Source organism: Pigmentiphaga humi, assembly GCF_900606115.1.
Classification (GTDB): domain Bacteria; phylum Pseudomonadota; class Gammaproteobacteria; order Burkholderiales; family Burkholderiaceae_B; genus Pigmentiphaga; species Pigmentiphaga humi.
The window spans coordinates 1-14,871 of record NZ_UWPJ01000020.1 but is presented as its reverse complement, the minus strand read 5'-3'; the positions used below and the strand labels follow the sequence as shown (position 1 = coordinate 14,871).

General features: G+C 66.5%; 16 protein-coding genes. 7 read left to right on the top strand and 9 right to left on the bottom strand.

From position 1 onward, the window contains the following. The first annotated feature begins 21 nt into the window (after positions 1-21). Both PIGHUM_RS12945 and PIGHUM_RS12940 read left to right on the top strand, forming a co-directional pair. Complete coding sequence (locus tag PIGHUM_RS12945) at positions 22-840, top strand: SGNH/GDSL hydrolase family protein (RefSeq protein WP_124080024.1); 819 nt, start codon at positions 22-24, stop codon at positions 838-840. A 25-nt stretch (positions 841-865) separates the two neighbouring features. Next, positions 866-1,738 carry a VOC family protein gene (locus PIGHUM_RS12940; protein ID WP_124080023.1) on the top strand — a complete coding sequence of 291 codons (873 nt, stop codon included), beginning with the start codon at positions 866-868 and terminating at the stop codon, positions 1,736-1,738. A 182-nt stretch (positions 1,739-1,920) separates the two neighbouring features. Here PIGHUM_RS12940 and slmA read toward each other — a convergent pair whose 3' ends face one another. Beyond that, positions 1,921-2,499 (bottom strand): nucleoid occlusion factor SlmA, encoded by a 579-nt coding sequence (gene slmA / locus PIGHUM_RS12935; protein ID WP_124080022.1) that lies wholly within the window; start codon positions 2,497-2,499, stop codon positions 1,921-1,923. Positions 2,500-2,569: 70 nt separating this feature from the next. Then, positions 2,570-3,322: a pyrimidine 5'-nucleotidase gene (locus PIGHUM_RS12930; RefSeq protein ID WP_246013163.1), complete on the bottom strand. Its 753-nt coding sequence runs from the start codon at positions 3,320-3,322 to the stop codon at positions 2,570-2,572. 384 nt (positions 3,323-3,706) lie between these two features. On the opposite strand from PIGHUM_RS12930, the gene PIGHUM_RS12925 reads away from it, so the two are divergent. Genes PIGHUM_RS12925 through PIGHUM_RS12915 form a run of 3 tightly spaced genes read left to right on the top strand, consistent with a single transcriptional unit; the run spans position 3,707 to position 7,490 of the window. Further along, positions 3,707-4,246: a (2Fe-2S)-binding protein gene (locus PIGHUM_RS12925; protein WP_246013159.1), complete on the top strand. Its 540-nt coding sequence runs from the start codon at positions 3,707-3,709 to the stop codon at positions 4,244-4,246. Between the two features lie 10 nt (positions 4,247-4,256). Continuing rightward, positions 4,257-5,264 carry an FAD binding domain-containing protein gene (locus PIGHUM_RS12920; RefSeq protein ID WP_124080020.1) on the top strand — a complete coding sequence of 336 codons (1,008 nt, stop codon included), beginning with the start codon at positions 4,257-4,259 and terminating at the stop codon, positions 5,262-5,264. 12 nt (positions 5,265-5,276) lie between these two features. Further along, entirely contained in the window at positions 5,277-7,490 is a 2,214-nt protein-coding gene (locus tag PIGHUM_RS12915) for a xanthine dehydrogenase family protein molybdopterin-binding subunit (protein ID WP_124080019.1), read from the top strand. A gap of 111 nt (positions 7,491-7,601) precedes the next feature. Here the strand turns inward: PIGHUM_RS12915 and argB are convergent, their stop codons facing one another. Continuing rightward, positions 7,602-8,528 (bottom strand): acetylglutamate kinase, encoded by a 927-nt coding sequence (argB, locus tag PIGHUM_RS12910; RefSeq protein ID WP_124080018.1) that lies wholly within the window; start codon positions 8,526-8,528, stop codon positions 7,602-7,604. A 436-nt stretch (positions 8,529-8,964) separates the two neighbouring features. Here argB and cueR point away from each other — a divergent pair, with 436 nt between their 5' ends. After that, positions 8,965-9,399: a Cu(I)-responsive transcriptional regulator gene (gene cueR, locus PIGHUM_RS12905; protein WP_124080017.1), complete on the top strand. Its 435-nt coding sequence runs from the start codon at positions 8,965-8,967 to the stop codon at positions 9,397-9,399. Between the two features lie 27 nt (positions 9,400-9,426). Beyond that, positions 9,427-9,723, top strand: a complete 297-nt coding sequence (locus tag PIGHUM_RS12900) for a copper-binding protein (protein ID WP_124080016.1) — start codon at positions 9,427-9,429, stop codon at positions 9,721-9,723. 138 nt (positions 9,724-9,861) lie between these two features. Here PIGHUM_RS12900 and hslU read toward each other — a convergent pair whose 3' ends face one another. The 6 genes from hslU to PIGHUM_RS12870 form a co-directional block, all read right to left on the bottom strand. After that, on the bottom strand, positions 9,862-11,181 hold the full coding sequence (gene hslU, locus PIGHUM_RS12895) for an ATP-dependent protease ATPase subunit HslU (protein WP_124080065.1): 1,320 nt from the start codon (positions 11,179-11,181) through the stop codon (positions 9,862-9,864). A gap of 5 nt (positions 11,182-11,186) precedes the next feature. Further along, the gene (gene hslV, locus PIGHUM_RS12890) at positions 11,187-11,723 is read right to left on the bottom strand and encodes an ATP-dependent protease subunit HslV (protein ID WP_124080015.1); all 537 of its coding nucleotides are present in this window, start codon (positions 11,721-11,723) and stop codon (positions 11,187-11,189) included. 346 nt (positions 11,724-12,069) lie between these two features. Further along, on the bottom strand, positions 12,070-12,495 hold the full coding sequence (gene dksA / locus PIGHUM_RS12885) for an RNA polymerase-binding protein DksA (protein ID WP_425466725.1): 426 nt from the start codon (positions 12,493-12,495) through the stop codon (positions 12,070-12,072). A 97-nt stretch (positions 12,496-12,592) separates the two neighbouring features. After that, a complete protein-coding gene (locus tag PIGHUM_RS12880; RefSeq protein ID WP_124080013.1) occupies positions 12,593-13,723 on the bottom strand; it encodes a CobW family GTP-binding protein in 1,131 nt (376 codons plus the stop codon). Positions 13,724-13,757: 34 nt separating this feature from the next. Next, positions 13,758-14,246, bottom strand: coding sequence for a Fur family transcriptional regulator (locus PIGHUM_RS12875; RefSeq protein ID WP_124080012.1), 489 nt, complete (start codon positions 14,244-14,246; stop codon positions 13,758-13,760). A gap of 349 nt (positions 14,247-14,595) precedes the next feature. Continuing rightward, on the bottom strand, positions 14,596-14,871 hold a 276-nt coding region (locus tag PIGHUM_RS12870), incomplete at its 5' end, for a DUF4351 domain-containing protein (RefSeq protein WP_222929253.1).

Here is a 14,871-nt window from a genome sequence, read left to right as displayed (position 1 = left end):
ATCCTCCAGGAGACCACCATCATGCAATGCGCTTTCGCCAGGCTTTCCCTCCGCCTCGCCGCCCTGGGCCTGTCCCTGGCCCTGTTCCTGCCGCTGGGCGCGGGCGCGCAGCCGTCGCCCGCCTTGAAACATGCGCCCGCCGAGGCGCCCACGCGCGTGCTGTTCGTCGGCAACAGCCTGGTCTACTACAACAACGGCCTGTCCACCCACGTGCACCGCATGATCAGCGCCGCCAATCCCGCGCTGGAAAGCACGGTCAAGTCCAGCTACAAATCTGTCCACATCACCGGCGCCACGCTGGACCAATACCCGCTCGAGCACTTCCTCAAGCCCGGCATCCTGAACGTCAAGGAGCCCTTCCAGCTCGTCGTGCTGGCCGGCAACAGCACCGACGCCTCGGGCGAGGCCCAGCGCGACCGCTACCGCAAGAAAGTCCTGGAATTCGACGCGCTGATCAAGCGGGCCGGCAGCCATACCGCGCTGTACTGGCTGCCCGCGCCGGTCAAGCCGCATCCGCTGGCCGAAACCGGCATGACCCAGAAGAACGCGGACATGCTGCTGTCGGTAGGCAATGAAATCGGCGCGCTCGTCATCCCGGTCGGGCCGGCCTTCGATGAAGCCTACCGCCGCCGCCCCGGCATCAAGCTCCAGACCGAGTACGACGGCAACCATCCCACGCTGGCCGGCACCTATCTCTCGGCCGCGGTGGTCTACGGCAGCCTGTACGGCAAGCCGTCCAAAGGCAATACCTACGATTACTTCGGACGCGTGGACAAAGAAACCGCCGCCTTTCTTCAACAGGTGGCCGACGACACCGTCAATGCCTTCTACGGCCGCTGACCCCGGCCCTTCCCAAGGATCCGCCATGCATCTGCGCAGCGTCGAACTCCACATGCCGGACCGCGCCGGCGCCGTCGCCTTCCTCGCCTCCCCGTGGGGCCTGGCGGAGGTGGCCAGCCGCGGCGACACCACCTACCTGCGCGGCACCGGCGCGCAGCACTACCTCGTCAGCGTGAAAGAAGCGCCCGAACGGCGTTTCGCCTCGGCCACGCTGGCCGGCTCGCGCGAAGAGGTGGAAGCACTGTGGCTGCGTGTCCAACAGGCCGGCGCGGCGCACGGCCCCTGGGTGGACGAATACGACGAACCCGGACGCGGCGCCGGCTTCGAAGTGCGCGGCGCCGGCGGCGAACCCTACCGCTTCGTCGCCGAGCGCGACCCCGCGCCCGCGGCCCTGCCCGTGGACAGCCACCGCCCCATCCGTCTCGCGCACGTCGTGTTCAACACCTCCGACGTCGAAGCCGCCTCGCAATTCCTGGTGGACACCTTCGGCTTCCGGATCAGCGACCGCACCCGGCGCATGAATTTCATCCGCTGCGACGACCTGCACCACGTCATCGCGCTGGCCGCCTCGGCATCCAAGCGGACGCTGAACCACGTCGCCTTCGAAATGCGCGACACCGACGCGGTCATGCGCGGCATGGGCCGGCTCAGGGACGCCGGCCTGGCGACCGCCTGGGGCCCCGGCCGGCATGGCCCGGGCAACAACGTGTTCGCGTACTTCGTCAGTCCCTTCGGCGCGTGCATCGAATACACCGCGGAGATCGACCGGGTCGACGACAGCTACCCGACCGGCACGCCGGAATCGTGGAAGTGGCCGCAAGGACGTATCGACCAGTGGGGGATTTTCACGCGGGACGACGAACGGCTGGCGGCGTCGGGAGAAGCGTTTCCGTATTGACCCGCCGAGGTGGCAGGCATGACCCGCCTCGATCCGCGACGAGGCCGCCCCGCAAACCGCAAAGCTGGAAAGGCACGGTAAAGACCTGCCGCGATGTTATGTCCTTCGCCGCGGCCCGCCATCATCAAAATTGAGGATGACAGACTGAAGAAACCTCCGTCCGCTTGCCGGGCAATGACGGCTCAGGACAGCATGATCTGTATCTGCACGTCCAGATGCTCGGATGGCGAACGCTTCCATCCGCTTTTCGCATAGCGGTGCCAGCGGCCCAGCACGAAGTGCAGGATCAGGCTGGCGCGGGCGTGGATATCGTCGGTAGCGGGCAGTTCGTTGGCGGCGAGCGCGTTGCGCAGGCACTGCCGCAGCGAGGCTTCGATCCGGTCGAGGAACTGGTTCATGCGCCCCTGCAGACGCTCGTCTTCGGATACGAGGGCGTCGCCGATCAGCACGCGCGTCATGCCCTTGTTGCGCTCGGCGAAAGTGAGCAGCATGAGGATGGCCTTGCGCGCCTGGATCAGGCCGCTGGCCTCGGATTCGGAAATGACGTTGAACAGGCCGAAGACCGAGTTCTCGATGAATTCGATCAAGCCTTCGAACATCTGCGCCTTGCTGGCGAAGTGGCGGTAGAGCGCGGCTTCGGAGACTTGCAGGCGGGCCGCCAGGGCCGCGGTGGTGATGCGTTCGCCCTTGGGGTGCTCGAGCATTTCCGCCAGCATCTGGAGGATCTGGGTCTTGCGTTCGCCCGACTTGCTAGAGGCCATGACGCGGAGGAATCCATGCAAAGAGAAAAGGATCGCCCTGGCGACCCGGCCGCGCACGCGGTCAAGATGGTCAAAAGCGGCGAAGGGCGCGGCGCTGTAACAACAAGTGACTGACGGAGTTTACTTGAAGGTCGACGAAAAGCGGGCGGCCGCGGTGCGTCTTGGCGAAAGGCGTGCCTGAATGTCGCACGTGAACCGTGCGCATGCCGACCTGGCGAGCCCCGCGCAGATTGGCCGCGGTGTCTTCCACCAAGACCGAATTGTGAGCGCTTACCCCCTCCATAGCCATGACGTGGCGGTAGAGAGCGGGGGAAGGCTTGACCCGGAATTCGCCATGGAAGCGCATGTCTTCGACGGCCCACAGGCTGTCGAAGCAGTCCAGGATGCCGAGGTGGCTCAGAATGGTGCGCGCGTAGTTGTGAGGCGCGTTGGTGAGCAATACCTTGCGCCCCGGAAGCCGTGACAAGCGGTTACGTAGATCACTGTCCGCGCGCACCAGCGGACGGACGTCGAAGCTGTGGCTGCGGTGCAGGAATTCCGCAGCCGAAACGCCGTGGTGCCTGACCATGCCGATCAAGGTCGCGCCGTAACGCTGCCAATAGCGCTTGCGGATCACATGGGCCTCGTCCATGGAAACGTTCAGCGTCTCCATCACCGCATGGGTCATGGACAGATCGATGTGCGAAAAAATGGCGTGCGAGGCATCGTGCAGCGTGTTGTCCAGGTCGAAGAACCAGACCGGCTCGCCGGCTTTGCGCAGCCGCCGCGTCGCCCGCACCCGCCCCAGCGGCCGCCGTATCTGCCGCCGCGGCGCCGTGGCCAGCGATGGCACGCCGGTAACCGCGGCAGCGACTTCGGGAATGAGGAGAGGCCCCCCCCTACGCGCTGACGCGCGCCCCCCAGGGGGCGAAACTGGCGGACTGGCGGAGCCGGATCCGCGGTTTCCTGGGTCGAGGGGGGGAGTCTTGGGGGGAGGCACTGTATTGCTTGCGATTTTCCGTTGGGGCGGCGGCACGGGTTTGGACGGCCGGCGAACTTGCCGCGGGCATCGTAGCACGCAGGAAAGCCGGGGCAGCCGCCGAGCCGAGGGCGGATGAACGAGGACGGGGCGGGAACGGGAGTTGCTGGTTGCAGGCGCTCTTTCTTGTACGCCGCATGCTCGGGCGAGCCCCAGCCCGAACGCGGATGCGATTTCCTGGAGCACGCCATGTCCCACGTCATCTCCGCGCCTCCCGCGGTTGCACGGCCGCAAACCCATGCCGATTCACGGCCAGTCTCTCCCGCGCAGGAGGTCACGCTGCGCGTGAATGGCCAATCCCGCCGCCTGCACATCGATCCGCGCACGACGCTGCTGGACTGCCTGCGCGAGCAGCTCGGCCTGACCGGCGCCAAAAAGGGCTGCGACCACGGGCAGTGCGGCGCCTGTACGGTCCATGTGAATGGAAGGCGGGTCAATGCCTGCCTGCTGCTCGCGGCGGCGCTGGACGGCGACGAGGTCACGACGATCGAAGGATTGGCGCGGGACGGCGCCCTGCATCCCGTCCAGGCGGCGTTTCTGGAGCACGACGCCTATCAGTGCGGCTACTGCACGTGCGGCCAGATCATGTCGGCGGCGGCGCTCATGTCCGAACCCTGCGGCCCGGCCGATGCCGACGTGAAGGAGTGCATGAGCGGCAATATCTGCCGCTGCGGCGCCTACCGGAACATCGTGGCGGCGGTGCAGGACGCGCGCGGCCGGGAAACCTGAGGAGACCGCCATGGAGATGTTCCGACTGACCCGCGCCGACGCGGTCGAACAGGCTTTACGCATGGCAGCGCCTGCACTGGACCGGCGCGGCGCGGCGCCGCCCGTGCGCTTCCTGGCCGGCGGCACGACGCTGGTGGACCTGATGAAGCTGGACGTGGAACGGCCCGGCCTGGTCGTGGATATCAGCCGGCTGCCCCTGGACCGCATCGAAACCACCGCCCAAGGCGGCGTGCGCATCGGCGCGACGGTGCGCAATGCCGACCTCGCCCATGCCCGGCCCATCCGCGAACGCTACCCGGTACTGTCCGAGGCATTGCTGTCGGGCGCCTCTGCGCAACTGCGCAATATGGCGACCACCGGCGGCAATCTGCTGCAACGCACCCGCTGCGTCTATTTCCGCGACGTCGCCATGCCCTGCAACAAGCGCGAACCGGGCTCCGGCTGTTCGGCCATCGACGGCTACAACCGCAACCTGGCGATACTGGGCACCAGCGCGGCCTGCATCGCCAGCCATCCGTCGGACATGAACGTTGCACTGACGGCCCTTGGCGCGACCATCCATACACGCGGAGCAGCCGGCGAGCGCCGGATCGCCATCGACGATTTCTTCCTGCTGCCCGGCGACACGCCGCAGCGGGAAACGGTACTGGAGCCCGGCGAGCTGATCACCCACGTCACGCTACCGCCTTTGCCGCTCGGCACGCGATCGCACTATCTGAAGCTGCGCGACCGCGCCTCCTACGAGTTCGCGCTGGTATCGGCGGCGGTCGTGCTCACCATGAAAAGCGGCCGCATCACGCAGGCGCGCATCGCCATGGGCGGCATCGGCACGCGCCCCTGGCGCTCGCCCGAAGCGGAGCGGCTGTTGACCGCCGGCCCGGCCGGCGATGCGGCGTTCGAGGCGGCTGCGGCCGCCCTGCTCGAGCATGCCCGGCCGCAGAGCCAGAACGCGTTCAAGATCGAGCTGGCCAGGCGCTGTCTGGTCCATGCCCTGCGGACCACGATCCAACTTGCCTGAGGGAGGCCGGCCATGACTCATCCAGTACTCCAGCCAGAGGCGGTCATCGGTGGCGCATTCACCCGGGTGGAAGGCCCGCAGAAGGTGACCGGCGAGGCACGCTATACGTCGGACCGGTGCTTGCCCGGCATGCTGTACGCTGTTCCGGTATGCGCCACGATAGGCCGCGGCCGGCTGCGCGCCCTCGACGCCACGCAAGCGTCGCGCATGCCCGGCGTGCGCCGCATCTATACGCGCGCCAACATCGGGACCTTCCATCGCCTGCCCGAGGACGGACCGCAGATCGACGAGCGCCGGCCGCCGTTCGAAGACGACGTGATCCGCTATTACGGCCAGTACGTGGCCGTGGTCGCGGCCGACACTCTCGAGCAGGCCACGGCCGCCGCAGCCGCCGTCCGCGCGGACTACGAGGCGCAGCCTCCCGATGTGGAAGAAACGCTGTCGCCGGACGGCGAGCAGGCCGTCGACACCCGGCGCGGCGACGCGGCAGCAGCTTTTGCAGCGGCAGACATCAAGATCGACCATACCTATACCACCCCGGCCGAAACCCATAACCCCATCGAATTGCACGCCACCGTCGCGGTGTACGACGGCCAGGACTTCACGCTGTACGAAACCACGCAGGCGATCGGCAACCAGCGCGCCGCCATGGCGCAGATGCTGGGCGTGCCGGCCGAGCAGGTGCGCGTGGTGACCGAGCACCTGGGTTCGGGATTCGGCGGCAAGCTGTGGACCTGGGGCCATTCCCTGCTCGCGGCAGCCGCTTCGCGCGACTTGCGCCGGCCGGTCAAGCTGGTGCTCAGCCGCCGCATGATGTTCCACACCGTCGGCCATCGCGGCAGCACGCAGCAGCGCGTACGCCTTTCGGCCACTCCCGAAGGCCGGCTGACCTCGCTGCAGCACGATTACCTGTTCCAGGTCGCGCAAGAGGAATACCACAAGGAAAACTGCGGCGAGGCCAGCGGCTTTCTCTACAGCACGCCCAACCTGCGGGTCGCGTACGCCTCGTCGCGCCGGCATGTCGGACCGACCACCTCGATGCGCGGGCCGGGCGCCGTGCCCGGCCTGTTCGCGATCGAGTCGGCCATGGACGAACTGGCCATCGAGCTGGGCGTCGATCCGGTGGAGCTGCGCCTGCGCAACGAGCCCGAAATGGATGAAGCCGACGAGATTCCGTTCTCTTCCCGCCATCTGCGGGAATGCCTGGTACAGGGCGCCGAGCGCTTCGGCTGGGCGCGCAGGACGCCGCAGGCCGGCTCCATGCGCCGCAGCGGCGACATCCTCGGATGGGGAATGGCGGCCTGCTCCTGGATGGCCAAGCGGCTGGCCGCCCAGGCCAGCCTGGAACTGCGCGCCGACGGCCGCGCGCGCGTGGCGAGCGCGACACAGGATATCGGCACCGGCACCTACACCGTCATCGCTCAAATGGCGGCAGCCGCCACCGGCCTGCCGCTCGCGCGCATCGACGTTGCCCTGGGCGATACCCGGCTGCCGCCGGGTCCCCTGTCCGGAGGCTCGATGGCCACCGGCTCGCTAGTGCCTGCGGTACTGGCCGCCGGCCGCGACGCGATCCGCCAATTGCTGGCCTGCGCCGCACGCTGCGGCCTGCCGGCCTTTGCCGGCCAGCCCGCCGAGGCGCTGCGCTTCACCGGCGGCCGCATCCACCGCGCGGACCTCCCGGCCTCGGCCGGCGTACCCTACGAAGCCGTCCTTCAGGCGGCCGGCCTCGTCCACGTGACGGGCCATGGCCAGGCCGCGGCCAGCGACGCCGACGAGCGCGCCAAGCAGCATTCCCTGCACTCCTTCGGCGCGCATTTCGTCGAAGTCGCCTGGCAACCCGCCATGGCGCGCCTGCGGGTGGAACGCGTAGTAACTGTGATCGACGCCGGCAAGATCATCAACCCCCGCACCGGCCGCAACCAGATCGAAGGCGCCATCGTCATGGGGCTGGGCATGGCCCTGCTGGAAGAAACCCTCTACGACGCGCGCAGCGGCGCGCCGGTCAACAGTAACCTGGCCGACTACATGATGGCCACCCACGCCGACGCGCCCGACATCGACGTCCACTTCCTCGACTATCCCGATCCCGTCCTCAACGAACTGGGCGCGCGCGGCATAGGCGAAATCGGGCTGGCCGGCATAGCCGCCGCCATCACCTCCGCCGTCCACCACGCCACCGGCGTGCGCATACGCGAGCTGCCCATAAAACTGGAAAAGCTGATGTGACGGCTGTCTTGGCGTTCGAATGTCTCGATGACGGGCACAGCGGATCTGGCTTTGCCAGTCCCGCCAGTGCCGCCCCCTGGGGGGCGCGCGTCAGCGCGTAGGGGGGAGCCTTCAACTGGATTTGATCATCGTGCCGATGCCTTGATCGGTCAGGATTTCAAGCAGCAGGCAGTGTTCGACGCGGCCGTCGACGATGTGGACGGAATTGACGCCGCTCTTGGCGGCTTCCAGGGCCGAAGAGATCTTGGGCAGCATGCCGCCGGAGATGGTGCCGTCGGCGAACAGCTCGTCGATCTTGCGGGCGGTCAGGCCAGTCAGCAAGTTGCTGTTCTTGTCGAGCACGCCGGGGGTATTGGTCATCATGATCAGCTTTTCGGCGTGCAGCACCTCGGCGATCTTGCCCGCCACCAGATCGGCGTTGATGTTGTAGGCCATGCCGTCTTCGCCGAAGCCGATGGGCGAGATCACGGGGATGAACTGGTCGTCCTGCAAGGCCTTGACCACCGAAGGATCGATGGAGGCGATCTCGCCGACAAAACCCAGGTCCAGGTGGGCGCCGGGGTTGTTCTTGTCGGGCATCAGCATCTTGCGGGCGCGGATCAGGCCGCCGTCCTTGCCGGTCAGGCCCACGGCCTTGCCGCCGAACTCGTTGATCATCATGACGATGTCCTGCTGGACCTGGCCGCCCAGCACCCACTCGACCACTTCCATGGTCTCGGAATCGGTCACCCGCATGCCCTGCACGAACGTGCCCTGCTTGCCCACGCGCTTGAGCGCGTCGTCGATCTGCGGGCCGCCGCCGTGCACCACGATGGGGTTCAGGCCGACCAGCTTGAGCAGCACCACGTCGTGCGCGAAGCTGCGCTGCAGGCGCTCTTCCGTCATGGCGTTGCCGCCGTACTTGACCACGATGGTCTTGCCGTGGAAACGGCGGATATACGGCAGCGCCTCGGCCAGCACGCCGGCCTTGATGCGCGGCGTGAGCGTGGCCAGCGGCCCTTGCTCGGAAGAAGAATCGGCTTGGTTGGTGTCGGTCATGGCGGCGCGCCCGGGGAAATGGAAAGGACAAACAGCTTCAATTGTAGCCATAGCGCGGCGGCGGTTTCGCGGTGCCCCGCCCCTGCCGTCCGCGTCACGTTGTCCCCAGCGTTCTCCACCCGGCCATACAGGGCTTGCCCACAGCCTTGCGCACAGCCAGTCCACAGCGGCAGACGGGGTTTTCCACCTGCTATCCCCAGGGCATCCACAGGCTTGCCAACAGGATGCGCACAACCATGTCCACACCTTTTCCCCATGGAATTTCACAGGGTATCCACACACTTGCCCCCAACCTTATCCACAGCCCGGCCGACAGCCGCGCCAGCACCTTGAAATCCGGCTGCGCGCAGCCATTTACCTTCACATGGTGTCAGGGTTTACACTGGGAAAGCATCGAGGGCGGAGGGCATGCGGCCCGGCCCGCCAGGAGACAGCCATGCAAGCACTCAATATCGGCCAGGCCGCCGAAATCTCGGGCGTGTCGGCCAAGATGATCCGGCACTACGAATCCATCGGCCTCATCCCGGCCGCGCAGCGCACCGACGCCGGCTATCGCCTCTACAGCCAGGGCGACATCCACACGCTGCAATTCATCCGCAACGCGCGCGATCTGGGTTTTTCCATCGCCCAGATCGGCACGCTGCTGCAGTTGTGGGGCGACCACGGGCGCCCCAGTTCGGAGGTCAAGCAACTGGCCATGGCCCACATCCATGAGCTGGAAGACAAGATCCGCGCGCTGCAGGCCATGAAGGGCACGCTCGAGCAGCTGGCTTCCCGCTGCCAGGGCGACGAGCGCCCCGACTGTCCCATCCTCAACGGACTGGCCAACCCGGGCATCGCCGCGTGCCGGGCGTCCGCCGTCCTCGCATAGCGCAGCTATGCCCGATCAGGAGCAACTATGAAACGCATCTTCACGCTACTGCTGGCCGCGGCGGCCGGCCTGGTCTTCACCGCGGGCGCCGTGCTGGCCCAGACGCTCAATGCCGAAGGCGAAGTGCGCCGCGTCGATGCCGCCAACGGCAAGATCACGCTCAAGCACGGTCCCATCGCCAATTTGAAGCTGCCGGCCATGACCCTGGTGTTCCGGGTGTCCGACCCGGCCATGCTGAGCCGCGTCAAGCCGGGCGATACCGTCCGTTTCGCGGCCGAACAGGTCGACAACCAGTACACCATCACGGCCATCGAACCGAAATAAGCCCACCCGGGGGGGGAGCCCACCCCCTACCCGCTTGCGCGGGCCCCCTTTAGGGGGCGGCGCTGGCGGACCGGCGGAGCCGGATCCGCGGCGCCCTGGGTCCGCGCGGCATCCGCATCATGCGACGCGGGCGGGGCGCTACAGCACGTAGCGCGCCAGGTCCTGGTGCGCGGCGGCCTCTTCGAGCTGCCGGTTGACGTATTCCGCGTCGATGAGGACATTTTCGCCGCTGCGGCGCGTCGCATCGAACGACAACTCTTCCAGCAGCTTCTCCATGACGGTGTAAAGCCGCCGCGCGCCGATGTTCTCGGTCTTCTCGTTGACCGCGAACGCCAGTTCGGCCAGGCGCGCGATGCCGTCGTCGGTGAAGGTGAGCGTCACCCCTTCGGTATCGAGCAGCGCCGTGTACTGCTTGATCAGCGAGGCATCGGTATCCGACAGGATGCGGATGAAATCCTTGCTGGTCAGCGACTCCAGCTCCACACGGATCGGAAAGCGCCCCTGCAATTCAGGGATCAGGTCCGACGGCCGCGCTAGGTGGAAGGCGCCCGAGGCGATGAACAGGATGTGGTCGGTGCGCACCATGCCGTACTTGGTGTTGACCGTCGTGCCCTCGACCAGCGGCAGCAGGTCGCGCTGCACGCCCTGGCGGGAGACGTCGCCGCCGCTCACTTCCTGGCGCGTGGCGATCTTGTCGATCTCGTCCAGGAACACGATGCCGTTCTGCTCAACCGCGGCCAGCGCCTTGGTGCGCAGCTCTTCCTCGTTCACGCGGCGGCCGGCTTCCTCGTCCACCAGCAGCTTGAACGCCTCTTTGATGCGCAGCTTGCGGGCTTTTTTCTTGCCCTGGGACAGGCCGGCGAACATGCCGCGGATCTGTTCGGTCATTTCCTCCATGCCGGGCGGCGACATGATTTCCATCTGCGGCACGGCCTGGGCCACCTCGATCTCGATTTCCTTGTCGTCGAGCTGGCCTTCGCGCAGGCGCTTGCGGAACGTCTGACGCGCGGCGCTGCCTTCGTCGCGCTGCGGGTTGCCCATGGCGTCGCGCGGCGGCGGCACCAGCACGTCGAGAATGCGGTCTTCGGCGGCGTCCTCGGCCTGCGTGCGCACACGCCGCATCTCGGCCTCGCGCACCTGCTTGACCGCCACCTCGGCCAGGTCGCGGATGATGGTGTCGACGTCGCGCCCCACATAGCCCACCTCGGTGAACTTGGTCGCCTCGACCTTCACGAACGGCGCATCGGCCAGCTTGGCCAGGCGGCGCGCGATCTCGGTCTTGCCCACGCCGGTGGGGCCGATCATCAGAATGTTCTTGGGATGGATCTCGTGGCGCAGCGGCTCGGACACCTGCTGGCGGCGCCAGCGGTTGCGCAGCGCGATGGCCACCGAGCGCTTGGCCTTGTCCTGGCCGACGATGTATTTATCGAGTTCGGAGACGATCTCGCCAGGAGTCATCATGTTCATTCGAGCACCTCGACGGTGTGATGCTGATTGGTGTAGATGCACAGATCGCCCGCGATCTGCAGCGATTTCCTGACGATGTCCTCGGGCGCCATCTCGGTGTTCTGCAGCAGCGCCAGGCCGGCCGACTGCGCATAGGCGCCGCCCGAACCGATCGCCGCCAGGCCATGCTCGGGTTCGAGCACGTCGCCGTTGCCGGTCAGCACCAGCGTCGAATCGCGGTCGGCCACGATGAGCATGGCCTCGAGCCGGCGCAGCACGCGGTCGGTGCGCCAGTCGCGCGTCAGGTCGACGGCGGCGCGCAGCAAGTGGCCCTGGTGCTTTTCCAACTTGCCCTCGAAACGCTCGATCAGCGTGAACGCATCGGCGGTGGCGCCGGCGAATCCCGCCAGCACGGAGTCCTTGTACAGGCGCCGCACCTTGCGCGCGCTGCCTTTCATGACGATGTTGCCCAGGGTGACCTGACCGTCGCCGCCCAGCGCGACGCGGTTGCCGCGGCGCACGCTGATGATGGTCGTGCCGTGAAATTGTTCCATAGGGTGGGGGTCCCCCCCTGCCCGCTGCGCGGCCCCCCCAAGGGCGGCGCTGGCGGACCGGCGGAGCCGGATCCGCGGCGCCCAGGATCAGGGGGATGGCCGTAGTCGGTTAGGGGATGAAGTAGGGTTGTGAAGTAACTGTCGAGAATGCAGTTTAGGAGACTGGGGGCAGAACGGCGATTCTTCAAGAGGATGCTTTTGCCACAGGCCGCCCGACACAAAAAATGCCCCCACGCTTGCCGCCTCGCGGCGGCGCTGCCCTCCGGGGGGCGTTTTTACCTTGGGGCGGCCCGGCGGCAAAAAAACGGCGCCCGAAGGCGCCGTCTCATTGCGGGTTCCCGAGGGATCAGTCCCCGTACAGCTTCTGCCGCAGTTCGCGGCGCTGCTGCGCTTCCAGCGACAGGGTGGCCGTGGGGCGCGCCAGCAGGCGGGCGACGCCGATGGGCTCGCCGGTTTCCTCGCACCAGCCGTACTCGCCGGACTCGATGCTGGCCAGCGCCTGCTGCACCTTCTTGAGCAGCTTGCGTTCGCGGTCGCGCGTGCGCAGTTCCAGCGCATGCTCTTCCTCGATCGTGGCGCGGTCGGCGGGATCCGGCACGAAAGGCGTCTCGCGCAGGTGCTCGGTGGTTTCGCCCGCGTTCTGCAACAGCTCGCGTTCGATTTCCTGCAGCCGGTGCTTGAAGAAAGCGAGCTGGGCCTCGTTCATATAGTCGGCCTCGGGCATGGCCAACAACTCTTTTTCAGAGAGCACGGCCTGAGCCGGCTTGGTCATCACGTTTTCCAACGCGTTCTCCTGAGTGACTTCGGTTGAGCTTGAAGCTTTCGTTGCCATGAAATGCTCCACGCAAAGCGGGCGACGCCCGCTTCGCTTATTTGACGAGGCACTGCTCCAGGCCGTGCATGAATACGTCGCGGGGCAGGTTGCGGCCGATGAAGACCAGCTTGCTGCCGCGCTTTTCCCCTGGTGCCCAGGCCCGGCCGGCATCGGCCCCCATCAGCATGTGCACCCCCTGGAACAGCATCCGGCGATTGACGCCACTCATGTACAAGATACCCTTGTACCGCAATAAATCGGTTCCGTACACCTGCACCACGCCGCCCAGGAATTCCTCCAGGCGCATGGGGTCGAAAGCCTTGTCCGACTTGAACACGAAGGCGCCGATGGCGTCGTCGTGATGGTGGTGGTGATGGCCGTGCGCGTGGTCGTGGCTGGGGTCGTTGCAGCCCTCGGCTTCGCAATGTTCGCCGTGGTCGTGGCCATGATGCGCATGGTCGTGGTCATGGTCGTGACCGTGATCGTGCTCCGCCGCGTCGGGATGCTCTTCGGCCAGGAATTCCGGATCGATGTCGAGGATGGCGTTCAGGTTGAAGCCATTGATGTCGATGATTTCCTTCAGGTCGACTTCGCCGAAGTTGACCGGCGTGATCGGCGCGCGCGGGTTGATGTGCAGCAGGCGCGAGCGCAGCGCCTGGAATTCGGCGTCGGTGACCAGATCGACCTTGGACACCAGGATGCGGTCGGCGAAACCCACCTGATTGAGCGCCTCGGGCTGCTCGTCCAGGGTCTGCATGCCGTGCTTGGCGTCCACCACGGTGATGACGGCGTCCAGCCTGAAAAAGCTGGCGACCTCGTCTTCCATGAAGAAAGTCTGGCACACCGGGCCGGGATTGGCCATGCCGGTCGTCTCGATGATGACGCGCTCGAAATTCAGCGCGCCCTTGCGGTGCTTGTCCTTCAAGTCGATCAGGATGCGCACGAGGTCGCCGCGCACGGTGCAGCACACGCAGCCGTTGTTCATTTCGACGATCTGCTCGTCGCGTTCCTGGATCAGCAGGTCGTTGTCGATGCCCTCCGGCCCGAACTCGTTCTCGATCACCGCGACGCGGCGGCCGTGGTATTCGTTGAGAATACGGTTGAGCAGCGTGGTCTTGCCCGCTCCCAGGAACCCTGTCAGGACAGTGACCGGAATCTGCTTCGGCGTTTTGTCCGCAGCCTTCATCTCTACAACTCCTTGCACATGCGTCTCGGACGCTTCAATGCGTTTTTCGTCCCTCGCCGGCCCCTCGGCCGGCGCTGGCGCAGGCGGGACACCGCCCGCGCACCACCATTTCCACGTCGCGCCCTTCGAACCCTTCGGGCAGGCGATCGAGATTCTGCTGGATGCCCACCGGCGCATCGATACAGAACATGCGCCGGCACACATCGCATTGGAAATGCCCATGCGGATCGGCGTGATGGTGGTGGGCATGATCATGGCTCGCCTCATCGCCTGGCCGCGCGACGCTGAAGCGCCAGACGCGATCCTCGCCCGCGATGCGGTGCGCCAGCCCGGTTTGCACCAGCCATTCCAGCACCCGGTACACCGTGACGCGATCCACCGATACCGACGACCCGATGCGGTCGAACAGCTCCTGGTGCGACAAGGCGCTCGCGGCCGCCATCAAGGCCGCCAGCACGTGCACCCGGGTTGCCGTTACGCGCGCTCCCTGGGCTCGTATCGCCTCGCGGGCCAAATCCTCCACGCATCGCTCCTTCTTGCGGCCGGCCCGACAAACGGGGCCGGATTACAGCATAAGCCGCTTCCCTGGGGCAAACCCGGACTAACCCCCGGTTCCGCCCAGCTCGGCAAAACAGCGGACGGTGTAACACGAATCACCCCAGGCAATCGCCAGATATGTGTCCGTTTTGGGGGATTTCAAGGGCCGGTGCGTGTTTTGGTAACCGAATGGCGGTTCGCGGGCGGGAGGGGAAACTGAACCCGGCGCCGGATAGGGAAGGCGGCCCGAAGTACCGATAGGGGCAGCGATCGAAGGCTCGGGGCATTCATTGCCGAGGAACGGCCATGCGGCGGCACGCCAAGGCGCTACGGCTTCAGCCGTGAAACACTTCTTCCAGGCTGGCCGCGTCCAGTACGTTCAACGCCCAGCTATCCAGTTCGCCATCGGAAGCACCGGCCAGGCGTTCGCGCACGGCAAGCGGCAACGGACCGAAGCGGCGCGCCAGCAATTGTTCGAGCAGTCCCGCTTTGCCCTCCTGCAGCCCTTTCCTTCGGCCTTCCTCCCGGCCAGCTTCAAGCCCTTCCTGCTTCCAGCGCAGGCTCCAATCGATCTTTTCGGCAGTGATCATCGCATCGAACTCCTGCAGATT